Raw genomic sequence first — 20641 nt, forward strand, 5'->3', positions numbered from 1 at the left:
CCGCGTCACGCCAAAACGGCGCGCAATGCGTCTCCATATAAACGGCGCCGCAGGCGGCAAGTGCCGCCACAAAAGCGCCTTATCCCCACCAGGACAATGCCCAATGCCTCACCCCCTGGCGCCCCTCATCAACCTCATCCCGGCCTGCTGCCTGTACTTATCATCTTGTTTCCATTAGGCTTTAAGCCAGCTTTCGAGCTTTAGTACGGCTGCCGTGGACGCGGGGCCGCCCCTCTTTATATCAGTGCCAAGGACTCTGCCATGCTGGCTCGCACCCGCCGCCTCGTTCGCCGCCTTCTTCTCAGCCTGCTGGGCTTGCTGCTGCTCGGCTGGGCACTGATCGCCTACTTCGCCTGGCAGGCCGAACCGCTGCAACCCTGGCACACCCTGGTGCCGCCCGAGTTCAGCGCCGAGCAGCTCGATGGCAGCGACTGGCAGGCCTATCTGGCCCACGAACAGCAGCTGTTCGAGCTGGTGACCAGGGAGGTAGTCGCCAGAACGCCGCCGGAGCAGCAGCTCGACAGCAATCGCTACTATCAGGATGCCCCCATCAATCCGGCTCATTTTGAGACTGACTGGAACCGCTCCTATCTGCTGCGCCCGAGCGGCGAGGTGAAAGGGGTGGCGGTGTTCCTGCACGGTTTGACCGACTCCCCCTACAGCCTGCGCCACCTGGCCCAGCGCTACCGCGAGCAGGGCTTCATCGCCCTGGGGCTGCGCATTCCGGGCCACGGTACCGTGCCGGCCGGGCTGGTCGACATCGACTGGGAGACCTGGCTGGCCGCCACCCGGCTGGCGGTGCGCGAGGCCAGGGTACTGGCGCCAAGCCCGCTGCCACTGCATCTGGTGGGGTTTTCCAACGGCGGCGCACTGGCGGTGAAATATGCGCTCGATGCGGAAGGTGACAAGACAGGGGCACTGGCAAGGCCCGATCGGCTGGTACTTATCTCCCCCATGATAGGGGTGACCCGCTTTGCCCGCTTCGCCGGCCTCAAGGCGGTGCCCGCCCTGCTGCCCGCCTTTGCCAGCGCCGCCTGGCTCGACACCATGCCGGAGTTCAATCCCTTCAAGTACAACTCGTTTCCGGTCAACGGCGCGCGCCAGTCCTACCGGCTGACCCACGCCATCCAGCAGCAGGTGCGTGAACAGGCCGCCAGCGGCGAGTTGGCGGCCTTCCCGCCCACCCTCACCTTCCAGTCGGTGATGGACTACACCGTCAGTACCCGCTCCATCATCGCCGATCTCTATCACTTCCTGCCTGCCAATGGCAGCGAGCTGGTACTGTTCGACATCAACCGCGGCACCCTGTTCGGCCCGCTGTTGAGCAGCGCCTCCGAGCTGGCGCTGAGCCACCTGCTGCCGCGCCCGCCGCTCTCCTACCGGCTGACGGTGGTGGGCAATCAGGCTCCCGCCAGCACCCGCACCCAGGCCAGCAGCTTGCCGGCCGGCGGTGGGCCTGAGCAGATCCAGCCCCTCGACATCGACTACCCCAGGGAGATCTACTCCCTCTCCCACGTGGCCCTGCCCTTCCCGATGGATGACCCCCTCTATGGCATGGCGCCACGGCCCGAACAGCGTGAGCAATACGGCATCAATTTGGGGGGGTTGGCCCTGCGCGGTGAGCGCGGGGTGCTGATCGTCAACCCCGGCGCCCTCACCCGCACCTCCTCCAACCCCTTCTACCCCTATTTGCAGCAGAAGGTGATAGAGACGCTGACAGCGCCTGCCCAACCGCCGGCCGGCAAGCAGCCAACCCCGGTCTGGGACAGCGAAGACGAGGCCGCCTATCAGGCGGAGCGGGAACAGTTTCTACAGGATGCGCAGGAGAGCGAGGCTCCCTTCTAGGGCCCTTGCCAGGGCCCGTTGAGGCTGTGCGTCAGTATGGTGCTGACGTAGGCCCCCTCAGTACTTGCTCAGGCAGGGCGGCATCCACCGGCCGTCACCCGATGCCAAGCGCCATCAGGGATAACGGCTGATCTCAATCAGGTTGTGATCCGGATCCAGGCAGTAGACCGACTCGATGGGGCCGCAGGCCCCGCTCTTGGTTACCGGCCCCTCCACTATCTCCACCCCGTGGCAATGGAGCTGGGCGATGACCTGTTCCAGCGGCCAGCGGGTGATGAGGCAGAGATCTCCCGAGCCCACCTGCGCCCGGTTGCGCGGCTCCTGCCCGAGCAGTTGCAGATTGATCTTCTGGTTGCCAAAGCGCAGGGCCCGGCGCCCCGCCCCAAAGGTAATGGCTTCCATGTTGAGCACCGAGCTGTAAAACGCGACGGCCCGCTCGATGTCACTGACCGTCAATACCAGATGGTCGATATGGCTGATCATGTCCCCTCCTGGCTGATGTGTGTCGATAGCGCTGGCCAGACAGACTGGCCTGTGGGCCCCCTAATCATACCCAATTGCCCACCTGGCAAATGTGCCGAATGGCGCAAAGATGGCCGAGCAGAGCCGCTAGCTGAGTGAAGGCGGCGGTGGCTTTCACTGTTGGGTACCACACGCCTGATCACGCTGGGCCAGCAGGGTTTCATCATCACTGTCCATCGCGGCCAGAATGGCCTGATTGCAGGCGCGCTCAGCCTGCCGGGCCGCATCCGGTTTGCTCTCGCGAATGTCGGCGATCATGGGGCGGTAGTTGACTGAAGCGGCACAGTACATAGCGCGATACTGGGGCTGCTGCGAGTGGCTGTCGTCCTGGCGGGACAACTGATCGCACAGCTTGCCAAATAGCGCCGCCGCCTTGACGGTGCATTGGCTGAAGCGCCGTGCATCCTGCTCGTAGCTGCGGCAGACGCTTTTCGGCTGCAGCTGCCAGAACTGGAAGGCAAAGGGGATTTGTTCCCCCTCATACTCCACCACCAGCGACTTGAGCTCAGTGCCATAAATATCCGATACCTGCTGCTGTACCAGATTGAGATAAGCCGAGAAAAGATAAGAAACCGGATCCATCACCACCTCCTTGTGGTTACCACTGCCGAGTTGTATCACGGAAAATCGGGGCAATTTTCAAACGAGTAACAGGCGACAACAGCTTACTGATTTGGTTGGAAAAAATGATACTCTTCTCGCCACCCTCATGTACAACGTTCAAGGCCAGTGTTCGATGCAACAATGTGGTATTTATGAACAACTCATTACTCAACTGCTGACATCTCGACTCGACCGCGAGCGCTTTTACGTAGGGGAACGCCAGCTTGAACCTGCCGAAGCGGCAGTCTGGTTATCGCGATTTCTGAGCCGGGTTTTGGAATATGCAGTGGGTTCGGTAACTGGAGAGGATCAGCTGCAACGGCAGATTGAGCTGGCTAACCAGTTATTACTTTGGCTAAAGGATCGCACACAAGATCCAGACTTTATTGGCGAGAACCTCATCGATAGTCAGGGAAAAATTCTGACGGCGCTCTACCAGTTGGATAACCCCATCTCTGCCAATTTAAAGCAATATGCCGAGGATATTTTCCCTCTGACCGGTCTAACGCAAAGTGAGCTGTTCTGCGGCAGCAATGCGGGTTTGTCGATGGAGTCGGAGATTAAACGGGAGATATTATCGGCAGATAGCATCTGTTGGCTGGTCTCATTTATCAAATGGGCAGGGATCCGTATTTTCCGTCATGAGCTGGAGGAGTTCACCTGTAGCGGCCGCCAATTAAAAGTAATTACTACCTCTTATATGGGTGCAACCGACGCCAAGGCAGTTGAATTTTTAGCCAGCCTCCCCAATACCGAAGTCAAACTCAGCTATAACACCCAGCGCGAGCGGTTGCATGCCAAAAGTTATCTATTTTGCCGAAATACCGGCTTTCATACCGGCTATATAGGTTCATCCAACCTCTCTCATTCTGCCCTCACCAGCGGCTTGGAGTGGAACCTAAAAATCACCTCGCAAGAGATCCCTCATATTATCGATAAATCCCTGAGTACCTTTGAAACCTATTGGGAGTCCGATGATTTTGAGCTGTTTGATGGTAAGCTCGAAAGCCGTACAAAATTGCAGCATGCGCTGCAAGAGGCCCGTGGCGATGGGGACAAAAATAGCCCTGCCTATTTCTTTGATATCGCGCCGTTTCCCCATCAACAGGAGATCCTTGAGCAATTGGCGATGGAGCGCACTTTACACCAGCGCTTTCGTAACTTGGTGGTGGCGGCCACCGGTACAGGGAAAACCCTGATCTCCGCTTTTGATTTTGCGCGTTTTCTGAAAACCAAACCCGACGCAAAGTTCCTGTTTGTCGCCCACAAAGAGGAGATCTTGCGCCAAGCATTAGCCTCGTACCGCGGTGTGCTCAAGCAATCCAATTTTGGCGAACTCTTGGTCGGCGGTGCCGTGCCTACTCACTACCGTCAACTATTTGCCTCGGTGCAATCATTGAATAACCAGCTGGCTAATTTACGTCTTAGCCCAGACTATTTCGATTACATCGTCATCGATGAGGTTCACCATATTGCTGCGGTCAGCTATCGTGGTCTGCTCGCCGCCTTTGAACCTCACATTCTGTTGGGATTAACCGCAACGCCAGAGCGCCATGATGGCAGCGATATTCTCGCTGATTTTTGTGGTGTCATCGCAGCGGAGATCCGATTGCCAGAGGCCATCAATCGTCGCCATCTCTGCCCGTTCCAATATTTTGGTATCGATGATGATACTGACTTGCGCCAAGTGACCTGGAAAAATGGTCGTTATGACATCACTGAGCTCACCAATATCTATACCCACAATCAGCAGCGGGTACAGAAGATAGTTCAGAGCCTCGATGAGATCGTCACCGATATTACCAAGATCAAAGCGCTGGCATTTTGTGTTAGCCGTGAACATGCCGATTTTATGTGCAAGGCATTTTTATTGAAGGGCATCAAGGCTGACATCCTCACCAGCGATAACCGAGACGAGCGGCATAGCAAACAACAGGAGTTGCGTACCGGCGTTATCAATATTCTCTGCGTGGTGGACATCTTCAACGAAGGTGTCGATATCCCGGAAGTCGATACCTTGCTGTTTTTACGACCAACGGAAAGCCTCACCATTTTCTTGCAGCAATTAGGGCGGGGCCTGCGGCTGGCGAGCGATAAAGAGTGCTGCACCGTGTTGGACTTTGTTGGGAATGCCCATGCGGAGTATGACTTTGCCCAGAAATTCCGGGCACTGGTGGGTAAAACCAATAAGGCGATCAGCCACGAGATCAAACAAGGCTTCCCTCACGCCCCCTTGGGCTGCCGCATCGAACTCTCAAAACAGACCCAAGAGTTAATTCTGAGCAATATCAAGAGGGCGACTCTCAATACCTCACGCCTCATGGGCCTGATCCGCCGTTTCTCACAGGATTGCAATTTACCGCTGACACTGGCGAATTTTTTGAAGTTCTACCCTCACATCAGCCTTGAGGAGATCTACAAACGCGGTAACTGGAGCGCCTTGGTCAGACAGGCCCGCAACCACACCGTTTCTGAAATGAGCGATGAGAAGCTATCTACCCTCTATACCCGGGCTATCAGAACCCGGCTATTGGGTTGTGATGCGCTCCATTACTTGAACTTCTTACAAACCTTGGTGGAAAGCGCCTTTACCTTAACGCCTGAGCACAATGAACGTATGGCCTTGATGTGCCATTACGACTTCTGGCAACAGAGCGGCCCCAACGCAGGCTTTAGCTCCTTGGCGCACAGCCTGAAACAACTCAATCAACCAGAGTTGAGGGCCGAGCTGGCAGATCTGTTGCCCATGCTGGTCAACCGGGTACAACACGAACAAAGCGCCATGCCAAACCTTCCGGGTAATCCGCTGCAACTGCATGCTCGCTATGCCAGAGAGCAGGTGCTGGTTGGCTTTGGCGCGACCACCTTCGCGCAGCAACCCACGGCTCGCGAAGGGGTGTATGTCATCGCAGAGCAAAATATCGAGTTGCTGTTCGTGACCTTGAACAAAGCGGAACAGCACTTCTCCCCCACTACCCGTTATCACGACTACGCCATCAACGAGTCGCTGTTTCATTGGCAGAGCCAAAACAGCGCTCGCCCAGAACGGGGTAAGGGGCTGAGTTACATAAACCACAGAGCAGAGGGTAAGCGCTTGTTTCTGTTCGTCCGCGAGCAGAGCAAAGATGAATTTGGCCGCACCCTTGGCTTTGTGAACTTTGGTGAGGTGGAGTACGTATCCCACACTGGCAGCCAACCGATGAACATTAAATGGCGTCTCAGTACCCCGATGCCGCCATTTATGTGGAAGGATGCAGCAAAATTGGCCGTTGGCTAAACGACTAAACAACAAACGGCTCGCCAATGGCAAGCCCTTTTGGTTGGGGTCAGCAGGGGATCCGCTCGATGCGGCCGCCGCTCAGTTTGAAGAAGGCATCCTGCGGCAGTTCCTGCAGCCAGGTGGTGGTGTAGTCCAAATCCGCATAGGCGCCGCGCAACATGGCGCCAAACAGCCCGTGAGAGACCACGATGGCGCGCTCGGCGATGTGCTCATCCTGCAGCCAGCTCAGCGCCCGCCCCTGAATGCTCTGAAAACTCTCCCCCGCGGGGGCCTGCAGGTACCAGTCTGGCTGCTCCAGATCGAGCTCGGGGTGGGCCGCCAGCAGCTCGGGCACCCGGCGGCTCTCCCACTCCCCCATCCCCAACTCCACCAGCCGCTCGTCCCAGACGATACGCGCTTGGTCCAAGCCAAGCTGCTGGCACACTCGCTCCGCGGTCTGGCGCGCCCGGCCGAGGGGGCTGGCGTAAATGGTCCAGTCGGCGGGCTCGGCCAGCAGCTTGGCCAGACGGGCCCCCATGGCGAGGGCTTGGGCTTCGCCCTTGGCGGTCAGTTCGGAGTTGCAGCGCCCCTGCAGTCGCAGTTCGGCGTTGTAACGGGTCTGGCCGTGGCGCAGCAGATAGAGGGTACGGGACATGGTTTCTCCAGCAGGTTCAACGAGATAACAAAAACAAGAGAGGCATGGTAGCAGATGTGCCGGGGCAGCCAAGGCACAGACGGGGGAAAGAAAAAAACAAAACGGGTCAATGGTGACCCGTTTATGCCGGCAGGCTCCGTGCTCAGCCCTTCTTGATCTCCCGCAGATAGCGGTAGATGGAGTGAACCGAGATGCCGAGCTGGCGAGCCGCTATCTGGGCGCTGTCCTTGAGCTCGAAGATGCCGAGCTCATGCAGCTGGTTGACCATGACCCGGGTCTTCTGGGATGGGGGCACCGCCTCGTTGCCGCGCACCTCGGCACTGACGGTGTCGATGGTGCTGTTGAGGGCCTCGTCGATGTTGCGGGCAAACACCTCAGGGGTGGCGTGACCATCGTGGCCATGCAGACACTCCGGCATCATGGTGCGCAGCACGGATTGCAGCGGGGCGTCCATGTCGGTGTTGATGCAGAGCAGACCGATGGCCTGCCCCTCGCCATTGCGAATGACGGTGGTGAGCGAGCGCAGCGTCTTGCCGGTGGCGCACTTGGTCATGTAGGGGCTGGAGATATCCTGCCCGCTCTTGAGTTTCATCATCGCCAGGTTGGTGATGGGGGCTCCGACGCTGCGCCCGGTGATATGGCCGTTGGCAATCTTGATGATCGACGGATTGCGCGCATCCAGGCTGTGCAGCAGCACCTCGGTGTGCTGACCATACATGGCGGCGATGCCGTCCACGATGATCTCCATCGCCTTGAGGATCTCGAAATCGGTCTGACTCAGCTCTTGCAGCTTCACATTGAAACCTTATAAAAGGGCCGCCGACCCGGGCAAGGGCGGCAGCCGACAGGGACACTCAGGCGGACATGATATCAATAATGGTGCTGTCTGTGGCAGACATGCCGTCTTTGACCATCTGGCCCACGTTGCGAATGGTCTGCTCCACGTTGCCCGCCACGATCCCCAGCCCCGATACCCCGTGGCTGTTGAGCGCCATCAGGAAGCCGCGCACCGCCGCCCCGGAGGAGGTGCTCACCTTCATGGCGCAGGAGGCCTTGGCGCCGTCGCACACCATGCCGGCGCTGTCGCTCAGCACGTTCTGGATGGCGTGGCAGGATTGCTCGAAACTGCCGCCCGCCAGATAGACCATGGCCATGGCCGCCGCCGCGCTGGTGACCGTGTTGCCACAAAAGGCCGACAGCGGCGGATAGTGAGACTTGATGTAGATGGCCCCCAGGTGGCTCATGATGAGGGCGCGGGCCAGCTGCTCTTCGCTGGCGCCAAAGCGCTCGGCGATGACCACCACCGGGATGGTGGCGGCGATGCCCTGGTTGCCGCTGCCAAAGTTGCTCATGGCCGGCAGGCTGGCGCCCCCCATGCGGGCATCGGAGGCCGCCGCGGTGCGCATCACGATGCGGTTCATCACGTCCTCGCCGATGAGACCGGCCTGGATGTTCTGCTGCATGGTGCGGCCGATCTCGAGGCCATAGGGGTTGTTCATCCCCTCGTCGGAGAGTTTGCCGTTGAGCTCGGAGGCCTGCAGGATAAAGCGGATCTGCTCGAACTCCACTTGGGTGGCGAACTCATGAATGGCGGCGATGCTGATGTCGACCCCGTCGCAGATGGCGCCGGTGGCGCCGCCCTGGCCCTGCTCGGCCGTGAAGGTCACTTCATCATTGCGGCGCTGCTCGACGATGCGGGTATGGCCGCCGCACAGGGTCACCTCGGCGCTGTGCTCGGTGCCCTCTGTATCAAGGCCTAACAAGCGGACCCGGCAATAGATGAACTCGGGGGCCGAGGTGCGGCTCACCTGCACCTGGCCTGCATCGATCAGCGCCTGCGCCTCTGCGACCTGGGCCGGCGTGATGGCGGCCAACACCTCCAGCCCGGCCTCGGCGTTGCCGCCGAGAGCACCGGCGGCAGCGGCAATGGCCAGCCCAATCTTGCCGGTGCCCGGCACATAGACCCCCATGGAGTTCTTGTAGAGGTTGTCCGACACCACCACCTCCAGCCGGACGGGCTTGCAGCCCAGTTGCCGGGCGGCGACGGCGGCGGCATAAGCGGCGGCGATGGGCTCGGTACAGCCCAGCGCCGGTTTGACAACCTGTTGAATAATCTGCAGATACTGCTGCCACGCTTGCTTCATCAGAACACCCTTTCTATCAACATTAACCAGCGATGTGAGCGATCGCTTCCACTTCAACCCTGACACCCATCGGCAGATCCTTCACGGCAAAGCAGCTGCGGGCCGGACAATCTTTCAGGAAATAGCGTTTATAAACCTCGTTGAACGCGGCAAAATCACTGATCTCGGCGAGATAGCAGGTGGTCTTGAGCACGGTATCCAGGTTGCCGCCAGCGGCTTCCAACACATGCTTGAGGTTCTCCAGCGCCTGACGGCTCTGGGCCTCGATGCCCCCTTCCACCACGCCGCCCTGCTGTTTGCACACCGGCAGCTGGCCAGAGGTAAAGATGAGGTCGCCATAGGCTGTGCCATGGCTGTAGGGACCGATGGCATCGGGTGCGGCATCCGCCACTATGATCTTTTTCATATCGCCACTCCTTAAAATGCAATTATTTTTGCAATCATTTGTAATCAACAGTCTTGTCTTGTTCAACATTATTTGCTCATTAATCATTTCATTCAACAAAAACCTGCAAAAACAGCGATAAATTCGGTAATAGTGCAAATGGAAAGCGTGATCAGCCTCCCTTTTTGGGTACAAGAGCGATAAAAGGCATTGTTTCGCAACTTTTCATTCAACTATATTTGCACTTGATTTTTACCCCTACAAAAACAAGGTATTTTATGGACGCGCACAGTACGACACTCACCCGGCCCGTGATGGGCACGCTGGAATGGAAAGAAGCGGTTCGTTTTGACAGCACCGACTGGGGCTGGGTCATCATGAGCATCGGCATGGCCATCGGGGCGGGGATCGTCTTCCTGCCGGTGCAGGTGGGACTGATGGGGCTGTGGGTGTTTCTGCTGTCGGCGGTGATCGGCTACCCGGCCATGTACATGTTCCAGCGCCTCTTCATCAATACCCTGGCCACCTCACCCGAGTGCAAGGACTACCCCAGCGTCATCAGTGGCTACCTCGGCAAGAACTGGGGCGTGCTGCTCGGCGCCCTCTACTTCGTGATGCTGGTGATCTGGGTATTCGTCTACTCCACCGCCATCACCAATGACAGCGCCTCCTTCCTGCAAAGCTTCGGGGTCACCCAGCAACTGCTCTCCGAGAATCCCTTCTACGGGCTGGTGCTGATCTGCGCCCTGGTGGCGCTGGCCTCGCGCGGCGAGAACCTGCTGTTCAAGATCTCCACCTTCATGGTGCTGACCAAGATCAGCGTGGTGGCAGTGCTCGGCCTGATGATGGTGGGCAAGTGGGATGCCGCCAACATCACCGCCATGCCGGCCAGCGGTGACTGGCTGAAGGATGCCATCGTCATGCTCCCCTTTACCCTCACCTCCATTCTCTTCATCCAGAGCCTGAGCCCCATGGTGATCTCCTACCGCTCGCGGGAAAAATCCCTGGAAGTGGCCCGCTTCAAGGCGATGCGCGCCATGAACATCGCCTTCGGCATCCTGTTCGTGGTGGTGTTCTTCTACGCCGTCTCCTTCACCCTGGCCATGGGCCACGAGCAGGCGGTCAAGGCCTCCGAGGAGAATATCTCGGCGCTGGCCATGGTGGCCCAGGGCATGCCGGGCCAGACCCTCAAGCTGCTCAGCCTCACCCTCAACATCTTCGCGGTGATGACCGCCTACTTCGGCGTCTATCTGGGCTTTCGTGAAGCCTGCCAGGGGCTGGCGATGAACCTGCTGCGCCGGGTGATGCCGGAAGATCGCATCAACAAAGGGCTGGTGGGCAAGGGGATCATGGTGTTCACCGTGCTGCTCTCCTGGGGAGCCATCGTGCTCAATGCCCCGGTGCTGAGCTTCACCTCCATCTGCAGCCCCATCTTCGGCATGGTGGGTTGCCTCATCCCGGCCTACCTGGTCTATCAGGTGCCAGCGCTGCACAAGTACAAGGGGGTCTCCCTCTACATCATCATCGTCACCGGTCTGCTGCTCTGCGTCTCGCCCTTCCTCGCCTTCAACTGATCTGCCGGCACCCTGTGTCATCGGCGGCGGGCCACCCTGAGGGTGGCCCGCCTGTTTGACCCATTCAGCCCCCTTCCTGAGTGAAAAAGCCAAGAGGATCACAACTTCCACCGCCCTTCCAACCGAGCCTCCCCGGCGAGGAGTAATATCCAGCCATCCCGCTACACGCCCCCCTCGGGGCCCGAGGCTTCATATGAAATGGATATTCATGCCCGCCATCCGGCTCGGCAATCAGCTCTCCTTCAAGTACAAGTTTTTGCTCTGGTCATGCCTGATGCTGCTGCCGCTGGCCTACAGCATGACCAACCTGCTGGGTCGGCTGCAGGACGACAATGCCCAGGCCCGCAAGGAGCTGGCCGGCGTAGTCAAGCTGGCGCCGCTGCCCGCCATCGAGCAGGCCCTGCTGAGCCATCGCAACCTGGTCACCCGGCACGGCTATGAGCAGAATCCGGTCGACGAAGAGGAGGTCAAGGCCGCAGCCCAAGCCGTCGATGCGAGCCTGGCCGCCTTTGCCGCCAGTGGACAGCAAAACCCCACCTTTGATGCCCTCGCCCAGGGCTGGGCCGGCCTGCAAAACGAGGCGCTCGGGCTCGAGGTGGATCAGAGCAACCTGCGCCACGACAAGCTGCTGACCGAGGTGCGCCACCTCTACAAGAGCATTACCGCCGCCAGCAGCCTGGTGCAGGATCCCGCGCTCGGCACCTACTACATGGTGGTGCTCGCCAGCGAGCGGCTGCCGCAGCTGCGCGACCTGCTGGCCCAGGTGCGGGACAGGGCCGCCACCATCGCCGACTTCGGCCTGTTTCAGGCGCAAGGGTATAGCGCGCTGCGCTTTCGCCTCGACCTCATCAACGCCACCCTGCAGGAGCTGGAGGCCGACCTGACCCTGCTCTACGAGATGGCGCCCACCTATCGCAGCGAGCTGGGCCAGCAGACCGACGCCCTGCTGCAGCAGGCCCATCAGGGGGTCGACACCCTGGAAAACAAGATGATGAAGGATCAGCAGGTGCAGCTCTCCAGCCAGGATGTGCTGGCGCTGGGGGATGGGCTGGATGCCGCCATCACGGCGCTGGCCGGTCAGGTACGCCAGCGGCTGGAGGCGGATCTACACCAGCGCATGGCCGCCAACCAGCGCCACTTCTGGTGGGTAACCGGGCCGCTGACCGCCATCCTGCTGGTCTATCTCTACCTGATGATCGGCGCCTATCTCTCCTTGCGCGCCACCGTGGGCCGGGTGCGGGAGATCGCCGCCCGGGTCAACGCCCAGGATCTCGGCCAGCAGATCGAAATCGTCGGCCAGGATGAGCTGGCCGCCATCAGCCGGGATTACAACGTGACCCTGCAGACCCTGCGCACCCTGATGCTGCGGGTGCGGGAGAACGGCGTCAACGTGGTGGAGAGCGCCACCGAAATCGAAGCGCGGACCTGCCGCTCCCAGGAGGTGATGGCCGATCAGCAAGGGGAGACCCACCAGGTGGCCACCGCCATCAAGGAGCTGGCCGCCACCTCCCACGACATGGCGGGCAACGCCCAGCAGGCCGCCCGCATGACCCAGGAGGCGCAGGCCGTGGTGAGTCAGGGCGAGGCAGTGGTCGAGCGAACCATCACCGCCATCGACCACATCAACCGCGAGGTGCTGCGCACCGCCGAGGCCATCGGCCAGCTGGAGCAGCAGTGCAGCCAGATTGGTGGCGTCATCGGGGTGATCCGCGGCATCGCCGAGCAGACCAACCTGCTGGCCCTCAACGCCGCCATCGAGGCGGCCCGCGCCGGCGAGCAGGGGCGCGGCTTCGCAGTGGTGGCCGACGAGGTGCGCTCGCTGGCCAGTCGCACCCAGGGGGCCACGGTCGAGATCCAGCAGATGATCGAGCAGCTGCAAACCGGCGCCCGCGCCTCGGTCAGCGCCATGTCCGCCGCCAGCCGCGAGGCGCAGGAGGGGGTCGGCCTCGCTCAGGAGGCCCAGCAGGCCTTTGGCGCCATCACCGAGCGGGTGGGCAGCATGGTCGACACCAACTCGGTCATTGCCAGCGCCATCGAGCAGCAGGGGGCCGTGGTCAACGAGATAGAGCGCAACGTGGTGCGCATCTCCGATGGCAGCGACGAGGCGCTGCAGGTAGCCAACGCGGCCCGCGACGCCGCCCGCCAGATCCACCAGCTCACCGAGCAGCTGCGTGCCATGGTGCAAAGCTTCGTGCTCTGAGCCGGCGCCCGTCACCCACGCCAGCCCCTTGCCGGGCTGGTTTTTTTTGCAAATTCAGGCGGCCGGGCCGCATTGTTTTTCTTGGCGAAAAAAGTATCGACTACCCATTGTGCTATGAGAAGAAAGCGGTGTAATCTGCAGCCACAACAAGATTCGAACGTTACCCTTTTGCCTGCCACAGGCCCGGGGATCAGTTCAACGCCCGAGAAACAGTTCGACGCCCGAGAAACAGTTCGACGAAAGTTCGGCGAGAGGAAGCTCGCATCACGACACAACCGTTCAGGCGAGGTATCGCAAATGGCGAAGTACCAGTTTTTCTCTATCCCGGCCTCCAACCGGCAGCAGTACACCTTTATTGACATGGCCTCCCCCACTTTCCTGCCCGAGAAAGAGGCGCTGCTGGCGCAGGGGTTCGAGGTGGAAGAGGATTTCATCGACGCGGCCAACCCGCGCGAGGCGGTGGAGAAGTATGGCTCCAACTTCCTCTACGTGGCCGATGAGCTAGGCAAGTCGGACGCCGGTTACGCCGCGGCCATCGCCGTGCAGGCGCTCGGCAAGACACTGCTGGGGCAGAAGCGGGGCAATTGAGTAAGTAGATGAAGCGCGGCCATCGGCAAGCTGCCGATGGCCGCAGCAATATGGTTCAACCGCAGGCGAGCTGGCGGAGCATCTCGATCAACTCCTCCTCGCTGCTGGGCTCATAAGCCAGCGTCATGCTCGGCGCCGCCCCTCCCATCAGCATGTAAACGTGCGTGCTGCAGTGGTCATAGTGATACCACTTACCGTCGATACAGACGTCGGTATAACATCTCGGGTCCCTTTCAAGTTCCATACATCCATCCTTCTGTTACCTACTACCCACATCCTTTTTCGACCGTAAAGTAACCAGAGCGTTACAAACTTGATGCAGATCAAGCCAGGTTGCCGACGCCACCATTTCTCGGTAAAAGAGCCCCGAAAGGCGCTTCTTCTGCCTCAGCGATGGTCATATGCTGCTCGTTAAGTTCTCAGTCAGCCACGCCCGCCACAATGTGAGCTGGGGCAGCGGATCCTGCGCAGCCCCTCAGGCGCCCTTCACCCCATGGCGGGGCCCGGCGACAGCCAGCGCCTGGCGCCACACGACCAGGCCCACAGAGGAGGCATAGATGAGCCACTCCCACATAGATCTGAACCTGTTTCGCATCTTCGATCGCGTCATGACCGAGAAGGGGGTATCGGCCGCGGCCACCAGCCTGGAGATGACCCCCGCCGCCATCAGTCAGGCCATTCGCAGGCTCAGCGACCTCATCGGCGAGCCCCTGTTTCGCCGCGATGGCCGCGGGATCATCCCCACCAGCCGTGCCCTCGCCCTGCACCGGGAGATCCGCACCGCCCTGCATACCATGGAGCGCTCCCTGCTGCTCAACCAGGCGTTCGATCCCCTCACCAGCCAGCGCATCTTTCGCATCGCCAGCCACCCGGACCTCGATCTCCTGCTGTTGCCGGCGCTGCTCGCCCATCTGGCCAGGGTGGCGCCCCACTGCCGGGTGGAGTCGGTGCCCGGCATGTTTGAAGAGCATCTGCGTCAGCAGGCGCTGCGCCTTCGCAACATCGACCTGGTACTGGCCAGCACAGCGCTGGAAGAGACCGGCTTTTGCAACGAATCCCTGCTGACCCTGGAGCTCAGGGTGGCCTGTCGCGCCGATCATCCGCGCATCGGGGAGAGCCTCGACTTCGAAACCTTCTTTGCCGAGGAGCACGTGGTCTGGGATGTGCGCCGCAAGGACGACTGGGTCATCCGCAGCCTCAGCGAGCAGGCCCTGCCTCCCCGCAAGATTGCCTACGAGAGCAACGCCCTGCTCACCGCCCTCTCCCTGGTCAGCCAGACCGAGTGGCTCTGCGTGGTCAGCCAGTGGCATGTCGCACAGGTGCGCGACACCCTGCGGCTCAAGGATTTTCCGCTGCCCTGGGCCTCCAGTTACTGTCCCGTCTACATCAGCTGGCACCAGGCGCAGGGCCGGGATCCCGCCCTCCAGTGGTTTATCCGCCAACTGCACCTCATCAGCGCCGGCGTCCCCCTCATTTAACCACCGCTTAACTGTCGTTTATTGCCGGCTGCCATGATTGTTGCGGCCGGCTTGACTACTCTGGTGCCGACCCCGTTGCCGTGCCCTCGGCGTAATGCCGCAACGCCCGAATAACAGAGCAACGCTGACCATGTTCATGGGACATGTCGTCAGGGGGCATCTCTCGCCCTACGTTTCACTCCGGGTCCGGATAGCGCCTGCCATGGCTGGCGCCATCTCGGCTACCCGTCACTCACCCTGTTTATTACTGGGAGGCATCAGAGTCTGACTACACTTGGTCCGGCCTGCCCACCACAATCTGGAGAAAACAGATGAAGCTCAAGTTCTCGACGCACACCATTGTCACCCTATGCCTCTGTGGCTCCCTGCTGTTGCAGCCGGCCTGGGCCATCATCAACCCCAAGCCGGCCAGCGAATTTACCATCCAGGCCAACCAGAATGTGCTGCACACCCTGCCATTCAACGACAAGCAGGATTTTGAGGACGCCCGGCGCGGCTTCATCGCCAAACCGGATACCCTCACCATCAAGGATGACAAGGGCAACGTAGTGTGGGATCTGGAGCAATACAAGACCTACATCGGCCTGGACAAGACGGCGCCGGATACCGTCAACCCGAGCCTGTGGCGCAATGCCCAGCTGAACATGGAGTACGGGCTGTTCAAGGTGACCGACAAGATTTACCAGATCCGCGGCTTCGATCTCTCCAACATCACCTTCATCCAGGGTGACAAGGGATGGATCGTCTTCGACCCGCTGATCTCGCCGCAGACCGCCAAGGCGGCCCTCGCCTTCATCAACCAGACCCTGGGCGAGCGGCCGGTCACTGCCGTGGTCTACAGCCACTCCCACGTGGATCACTACGGCGGGGCCGCCGGCCTGTTCACCTCGCCGGACGAGGTGAAAAAGAACGGGGTTCAGATCATCGCCCCCGAAGGGTTCACCGAGCATGCGGTCTCGGAAAACGTCATCGCCGGCAACGCCATGGCCCGCCGCGCCGTCTACATGTATGGCGCCCTGCTGCCGCGCAATGCCCAGGGAGGCGTGAATGGCGGCCTGGGGCAGACTACCTCCACCGGCGTGCCCTCCCTGCTGCTGCCGACCCGCTTCATCACCAAGAGTGGGGAAGAGGTCACCCTGGACGGCGTGCGGATGGTCTTCCAGATGACCCCGGGCACCGAAGCGCCGGCCGAGATGAACACCTGGTTCCCGGACAGCAAGGCACTCTGGATGGCCGAGAACACCACCAACACCATGCACAACATCCTCACCCTGCGCGGCGCCCAGGTGCGCGATGCGCTCAAGTGGTCCAGCTACCTCAACGAGACCATCGAGACCTGGGGCGACCAGGCCCAGGTCAAGTTCCAGAGCCACCACTGGCCGCGCTGGGGCAATGCCAGCATCGTCGACTACTTCAAGAAGCAGCGGGATCTCTACAAGTACATCCACGACCAGTCGGTGCGGCTGATGAACATGGGCTACACGGGTGAGGAGATCTCGGAGAAGATTGCCCTGCCCCCCGAGCTCAACGACTTCTGGCCGAACCGCGGTTACTACGGCACCCTGCGCCACAACAGCCGGGCCGTCTATCAGCGCTACATGGGCTGGTACTCCGGCAACCCCTCCGATCTGGACAACCTGCCACCCGAGATGGTCGGTCCCAAATACGTCGAGTTCATGGGCGGTGAACAGGCGCTGCTGAAAAAAGCCAAGGCGTCGTTCGACAAGGGGGAATATCGCTGGGTCGCGGAAGTGCTCAAGCATCTGGTGTTCGCCAACCCGAACAACCAGGAGGGCAAGCTGCTGCTGGCCGATGCGCTCGAGCAGCTGGGCTATCAGGCCGAGTCCGGCCCATGGCGCTCCGTCTATCTGCAGGGGGCCTATGAGCTGCGCAACGGCGTACCCACCGCCGGGGCGACCGTCACCGCCTCGCCGGACACCATTCGCGCCATGAGCCCCAGCATGCTGTTCGACTATCTGGCGGTGAGGATCAATCCGGAGAAAGCGGCCGGCAAGAAGATGGTCATCAACATGGACTTCACCGACATCGGGGAGCAACACACCCTGAGCCTGGAGAACGCCGTGCTCAACCACACCACCCACTATGCCGCCAAGCCGGATGTCACCCTCACCCTGAGCAAGCAGACCCTGGACGACATCCAGCTGGGCCAGGGCACGCTGGAGCAGAAGATCGCCAGCGGCGAGATCAAGGTTCAGGGAAACCAGCAGACCTTCAGCGACTTCGTCGGCCTGCTCGACAAGTTCAACTTCTGGTTCAACATAGTGACCCCATGATGCGACGCACCCTGCGCGTGTGCATGACCCTGCTCTGCCTCATCCCCGGGATGGGGCAGACCTGCGGTTATGACGCACTCTACCCCAATCCGTTTGAACAGAGCTGGCCCGGCGCACTCGACGTTGCCATGGCGACCGCGGCAGCGGTCAATGATGACAGGGTGGCCCGTCTCCCCACCCTCACCGGCGAGGCGGGGTTTACCCGCAGCCAGGCCTGGCTGCAGACCCTGAAGAGCCGCTTCCAGCAGGCCGGCGTCAGGGGCGGCGTCTCCATCCTGCTGGTCGATTCCGGGCTCTGGTCGAGGCTGCGGGGCAAGGAGTCACTGCTGCTCCAGCTCCATACTGCCGGCCCGCACCCCAAGGATCGGATGATGCTGCTAAGCGAGGCGGCCCTCGACGCCCTGCTGGCCGGCACCCTCACCATAGAGGAGGCGCTGCGGCTGGGGGTGGTTGCCATGCCGGGCGAAGATGGCCGGCAATTGCAGCACGACTTGCACCTGGCCCTGGGCTCATGACCGTTCAGACATGAAAAAAGGGAGGCATCTGCCTCCCTTTTCTTTGCTGCCATCGGGGCAACGAACCAGCGCAAGCGCTTATTCGTCTTCCAGGTAGGCGTAGCCTTGCAGACCCAGCTCCAGCTCTTCGAGCAGGGCCTTGCGGGCCGCGTCGTCCAGCGCCGGGTGTGAGACGATCCGCTGATAGTTCTCGCGAATGACGGACGGGTCGATGTTGACGTAACGCAGCAGCTGGTCGACGGTGTCGCCGCGCACCACGTTGCGGATGTCCATCTTGCCTTCCTCGTCCAGCCACACTTCTGCGCAGTGGGTGTCACCGAACAGGTTGTGCAGATCGCCGAGGATCTCCTGATAGGCGCCCACCAGGAAGAAGCCGACGTGGCACTCTTCGTGCTCGCCGTAGACCGGCATCGGCAGAGTGCTTTCCACACCCAGACCGTCGACGTAGTGCTCCACCTGACCATCGGAGTCGCAGGTGATGTCCATCAGGATGCCGCGGCGGGTGAGCGGACGCTCGAGGCCGGCCAGCGGCATCACCGGGAACACCTGACCGATACCCCAGGCATCCGGCAGGGACTGGAACAGGGAGAAGTTGGCAAAGCACTTGTCAGCCAGTTTCTCGGAGAGCTCGTCGGCCAGCGCACGGTGGTTGCGGTTGACCGGGTTGAGCATCTCTTTGAGCGCCAGACAGGTGTTCTGGTGCAGCATCTCGGCCCAGGCGCGTTGCTCTAGGTTGAGCAGACCCATGGTGTACTGGGTGTTGACGTCACCCAGATCTGCCACCGAGTCGTGGAAGATCTCCAGCAGGGAGGGATCTTCGCCGCGCAGGTCCAGCCAGCCTTTCCACATGTTCTGCAGAATGGTCGGTGCATCTTCGTCCGGCGCGCTGATGTCATTCATCTCCACCCCTTCGGCACCAATGATGTTGGTGACCAGCACGGCGTGGTGAGCGGTCAGGGCTCGGCCGGACTCGCTGATGATGGTCGGGTGCGGCAGGTCGAACTCGCGGCAGACATCGCCGATGCCCCACACCACGTTGTTGGCGTACTCGGAGAGGCTGTAGTTGGCGGAGCAGTGGCTCTGGGAACGGGTTCCCTCGTAGTCCACCCCCAGGCCGCCACCCACGTCAACCACTTCGATGTTGGCACCGAGGCGACGCAGTTCGGCGTAGAAACGGCCGCACTCGCGGATACCGCCCTGGATGTCGCGGATGTTGGCGATCTGGGAACCCAGGTGGAAGTGCAGCAGCTGCAGGCAGTCCAGCTTGCCCAGGCCACGCAGACGCTCGATCAGCGCCAGGATCTGGGAGGCGGACAGACCGAATTTGGACATGGAGCCGCCGCTCGATTCCCACATGCCGGAGCCGGTGGAAGCGAGCTTGGCACGCACCCCGATGTTGGGCTTGATGTTGAGGCGAGCTGACTCGTCCAGCACCATTTCCAGCTCGGAGGGCTTCTCCACCACGATGTAGACCTTGTGGCCCATCAGGTTGCCCAAGAGGGCGTGGCGGATATATTCGCGGTCTTTGTAACCGTTGCAGACGATCACCGAGCCTTGCTCATGGTGATGGGACAGCACGGCCAGCAGTTCCGGTTTGGAACCAGCTTCCAGGCCAAGCCGGGGCTTGTCGCTGTAGGACTGGCTGATGGTCTCGATGACGCGACGCTGCTGGTTTACCTTGATCGGGTAAACGCACAGGTAGTCCCCTTCATAGCCTGACTTCTCGATGGCCTGACCGAAGGCGTTGAACAGCGCATCGACCCGGCTCTTGAGGATGTCGGGGAAACGCAGCAGTACCGGAGTGGTCAGCCCGGATTGACGCAGTTGTTCGATGGCATCGGAGAGCACGATCTGTGCGTCAGGGCGTGACTTGTCGGGAGCGACGGTCACATGACCGGCGTCATTGATATTGAAAAAACCCGCACCCCAGTAGGGAACGTTGTAGACCTTCAAGGAGTCCTTGCTGGACCAGTTAGTCATGGGCTATGCCTCGCAAATGAGCGGCCGGTGGCCGCCTTCGTTACCCTCAATCACATCCAGACCATCGATGAGCAGGTGTGGCGCGCCGAAGCGGCCTGCGGGCGAGCAAGGCAAGAAGTCCGGCACCGGGCGTTGACGCCGCGGGTTGACCTGAACGTTCACCTGTCGCCACCTCCCTGGTTCATCGCGGCAAGCCTAGGCTGCCTGGTGGATCTTGGGGAAGTAACGAGTCTTGATGTGGGGCTGGTGGCTTTACATCAAGCTCAACGGTATGCGGTGCTGCAACCAGCGCCGCGGTACTTTGATGACAAACGACATCAGCCACGTCGTTCGTTCATCATTCGGCAGCCGTCACGACAGCAGGGGAGGGTTTCAAGGAAGAGATGCGAAGGCGTCAGCACGCAAGCGTGTTGATAGACGACAACAACCACAGCCAGCTCACCGCCAGTGACCACCCATGACAAGGGAAGATGATGAGCCGATGGCTCACTCGGTCAGCCGGAAAATGAGAGTCCGTTGTTCTCCCTGATACCGGAGCCTAACCGGTATTAAAGAAACCATACCCTAGCAGTGTCTGTCGTTTCTGCGTGCCTCGCCCT

16 protein-coding genes are annotated in these 20641 nt (G+C 60.7%); 8 read left to right on the plus strand and 8 right to left on the minus strand.

What is annotated here, in order from left to right; all coding sequences use genetic code 11:
- Positions 1-261: 261 nt before the first annotated feature.
- The gene (locus PG897_RS07870; RefSeq protein WP_024942221.1) at positions 262-1845 is read left to right on the plus strand and encodes an alpha/beta hydrolase; all 1584 of its coding nucleotides are present in this window, start codon (positions 262-264) and stop codon (positions 1843-1845) included.
- A gap of 114 nt (positions 1846-1959) precedes the next feature.
- On the opposite strand, the gene PG897_RS07875 is transcribed toward PG897_RS07870, so the two are convergent.
- Both PG897_RS07875 and PG897_RS07880 read right to left on the minus strand, forming a co-directional pair.
- A complete protein-coding gene (locus PG897_RS07875) occupies positions 1960-2328 on the minus strand; it encodes a VOC family protein (RefSeq protein WP_005299484.1) in 369 nt (122 codons plus the stop codon).
- Between the two features lie 153 nt (positions 2329-2481).
- Positions 2482-2949 (minus strand): hypothetical protein, encoded by a 468-nt coding sequence (locus tag PG897_RS07880; RefSeq protein WP_017781761.1) that lies wholly within the window; start codon positions 2947-2949, stop codon positions 2482-2484.
- 154 nt (positions 2950-3103) lie between these two features.
- Here PG897_RS07880 and PG897_RS07885 point away from each other — a divergent pair, with 154 nt between their 5' ends.
- Positions 3104-6247: a DUF3427 domain-containing protein gene (locus PG897_RS07885; protein WP_024942222.1), complete on the plus strand. Its 3144-nt coding sequence runs from the start codon at positions 3104-3106 to the stop codon at positions 6245-6247.
- A 49-nt stretch (positions 6248-6296) separates the two neighbouring features.
- Here PG897_RS07885 and PG897_RS07890 read toward each other — a convergent pair whose 3' ends face one another.
- The 4 genes from PG897_RS07890 to PG897_RS07905 form a co-directional block, all read right to left on the minus strand.
- Positions 6297-6884 (minus strand): histidine phosphatase family protein, encoded by a 588-nt coding sequence (locus PG897_RS07890; RefSeq protein WP_024942223.1) that lies wholly within the window; start codon positions 6882-6884, stop codon positions 6297-6299.
- Positions 6885-7026: 142 nt separating this feature from the next.
- Positions 7027-7680: a helix-turn-helix transcriptional regulator gene (locus tag PG897_RS07895; RefSeq protein WP_005299461.1), complete on the minus strand. Its 654-nt coding sequence runs from the start codon at positions 7678-7680 to the stop codon at positions 7027-7029.
- A 58-nt stretch (positions 7681-7738) separates the two neighbouring features.
- Positions 7739-9028, minus strand: a complete 1290-nt coding sequence (locus tag PG897_RS07900; RefSeq protein WP_024942224.1) for an L-cysteine desulfidase family protein — start codon at positions 9026-9028, stop codon at positions 7739-7741.
- A gap of 22 nt (positions 9029-9050) precedes the next feature.
- Entirely contained in the window at positions 9051-9434 is a 384-nt protein-coding gene (locus PG897_RS07905; protein ID WP_005299455.1) for a Rid family detoxifying hydrolase, read from the minus strand.
- A 257-nt stretch (positions 9435-9691) separates the two neighbouring features.
- Here PG897_RS07905 and PG897_RS07910 point away from each other — a divergent pair, with 257 nt between their 5' ends.
- The 3 genes from PG897_RS07910 (at position 9692) to PG897_RS07920 (ending at position 13775) form a co-directional block, all read left to right on the plus strand.
- Positions 9692-10987, plus strand: a complete 1296-nt coding sequence (locus PG897_RS07910) for an amino acid permease (protein WP_005299451.1) — start codon at positions 9692-9694, stop codon at positions 10985-10987.
- A gap of 193 nt (positions 10988-11180) precedes the next feature.
- On the plus strand, positions 11181-13187 hold the full coding sequence (locus tag PG897_RS07915; protein WP_270828850.1) for a methyl-accepting chemotaxis protein: 2007 nt from the start codon (positions 11181-11183) through the stop codon (positions 13185-13187).
- Between the two features lie 297 nt (positions 13188-13484).
- Positions 13485-13775 (plus strand): hypothetical protein, encoded by a 291-nt coding sequence (locus tag PG897_RS07920; protein WP_024942795.1) that lies wholly within the window; start codon positions 13485-13487, stop codon positions 13773-13775.
- 55 nt (positions 13776-13830) lie between these two features.
- Here the strand turns inward: PG897_RS07920 and PG897_RS07925 are convergent, their stop codons facing one another.
- Positions 13831-14019 (minus strand): hypothetical protein, encoded by a 189-nt coding sequence (locus PG897_RS07925; RefSeq protein WP_010634417.1) that lies wholly within the window; start codon positions 14017-14019, stop codon positions 13831-13833.
- Between the two features lie 313 nt (positions 14020-14332).
- Between PG897_RS07925 and PG897_RS07930 the strand changes: the two genes are divergently transcribed.
- The 3 genes from PG897_RS07930 to PG897_RS07940 all read left to right on the plus strand — a co-directional run bounded on the left by PG897_RS07930 (position 14333) and on the right by PG897_RS07940 (position 18062).
- On the plus strand, positions 14333-15253 hold the full coding sequence (locus PG897_RS07930) for a LysR substrate-binding domain-containing protein (RefSeq protein WP_024942796.1): 921 nt from the start codon (positions 14333-14335) through the stop codon (positions 15251-15253).
- Between the two features lie 311 nt (positions 15254-15564).
- Positions 15565-17547: an alkyl/aryl-sulfatase gene (locus tag PG897_RS07935; RefSeq protein ID WP_201880953.1), complete on the plus strand. Its 1983-nt coding sequence runs from the start codon at positions 15565-15567 to the stop codon at positions 17545-17547.
- A complete protein-coding gene (locus PG897_RS07940; RefSeq protein ID WP_024942798.1) occupies positions 17544-18062 on the plus strand; it encodes a hypothetical protein in 519 nt (172 codons plus the stop codon). The genes PG897_RS07935 and PG897_RS07940 overlap by 4 nt, the downstream gene beginning before the upstream one ends.
- Positions 18063-18140: 78 nt before the next feature.
- Here PG897_RS07940 and speA read toward each other — a convergent pair whose 3' ends face one another.
- Positions 18141-20042: a biosynthetic arginine decarboxylase gene (speA, locus tag PG897_RS07945; protein ID WP_017781770.1), complete on the minus strand. Its 1902-nt coding sequence runs from the start codon at positions 20040-20042 to the stop codon at positions 18141-18143.
- Between the last annotated feature and the right edge of the window lie 599 nt (positions 20043-20641).

It is taken from the genome of Aeromonas sp. QDB20 (assembly GCF_027707805.1).
Classification (GTDB): domain Bacteria; phylum Pseudomonadota; class Gammaproteobacteria; order Enterobacterales; family Aeromonadaceae; genus Aeromonas; species Aeromonas dhakensis.

What these genes read in the sequence shown, in the direction of transcription:
- PG897_RS07870 (WP_024942221.1), top strand. Translation starts at nt 262, where the DNA reads ATGCTGGCTCGCACCCGCCGCCTCGTTCGCCGCCTTCTTCTCAGCCTG.
- PG897_RS07875 (WP_005299484.1), bottom strand. Translation starts at nt 2,328, where the DNA reads ATGATCAGCCATATCGACCATCTGGTATTGACGGTCAGTGACATCGAG.
- PG897_RS07880 (WP_017781761.1), bottom strand. Translation starts at nt 2,949, where the DNA reads ATGGATCCGGTTTCTTATCTTTTCTCGGCTTATCTCAATCTGGTACAG.
- PG897_RS07885 (WP_024942222.1), top strand. Translation starts at nt 3,104, where the DNA reads ATGCAACAATGTGGTATTTATGAACAACTCATTACTCAACTGCTGACA.
- PG897_RS07890 (WP_024942223.1), bottom strand. Translation starts at nt 6,884, where the DNA reads ATGTCCCGTACCCTCTATCTGCTGCGCCACGGCCAGACCCGTTACAAC.
- PG897_RS07900 (WP_024942224.1), bottom strand. Translation starts at nt 9,028, where the DNA reads ATGAAGCAAGCGTGGCAGCAGTATCTGCAGATTATTCAACAGGTTGTC.
- PG897_RS07905 (WP_005299455.1), bottom strand. Translation starts at nt 9,434, where the DNA reads ATGAAAAAGATCATAGTGGCGGATGCCGCACCCGATGCCATCGGTCCC.
- PG897_RS07910 (WP_005299451.1), top strand. Translation starts at nt 9,692, where the DNA reads ATGGACGCGCACAGTACGACACTCACCCGGCCCGTGATGGGCACGCTG.
- PG897_RS07915 (WP_270828850.1), top strand. Translation starts at nt 11,181, where the DNA reads ATGAAATGGATATTCATGCCCGCCATCCGGCTCGGCAATCAGCTCTCC.
- PG897_RS07920 (WP_024942795.1), top strand. Translation starts at nt 13,485, where the DNA reads ATGGCGAAGTACCAGTTTTTCTCTATCCCGGCCTCCAACCGGCAGCAG.
- PG897_RS07925 (WP_010634417.1), bottom strand. Translation starts at nt 14,019, where the DNA reads ATGGAACTTGAAAGGGACCCGAGATGTTATACCGACGTCTGTATCGAC.
- PG897_RS07930 (WP_024942796.1), top strand. Translation starts at nt 14,333, where the DNA reads ATGAGCCACTCCCACATAGATCTGAACCTGTTTCGCATCTTCGATCGC.
- PG897_RS07935 (WP_201880953.1), top strand. Translation starts at nt 15,565, where the DNA reads ATGAAGCTCAAGTTCTCGACGCACACCATTGTCACCCTATGCCTCTGT.
- PG897_RS07940 (WP_024942798.1), top strand. Translation starts at nt 17,544, where the DNA reads ATGATGCGACGCACCCTGCGCGTGTGCATGACCCTGCTCTGCCTCATC.
- speA (WP_017781770.1), bottom strand. Translation starts at nt 20,042, where the DNA reads ATGACTAACTGGTCCAGCAAGGACTCCTTGAAGGTCTACAACGTTCCC.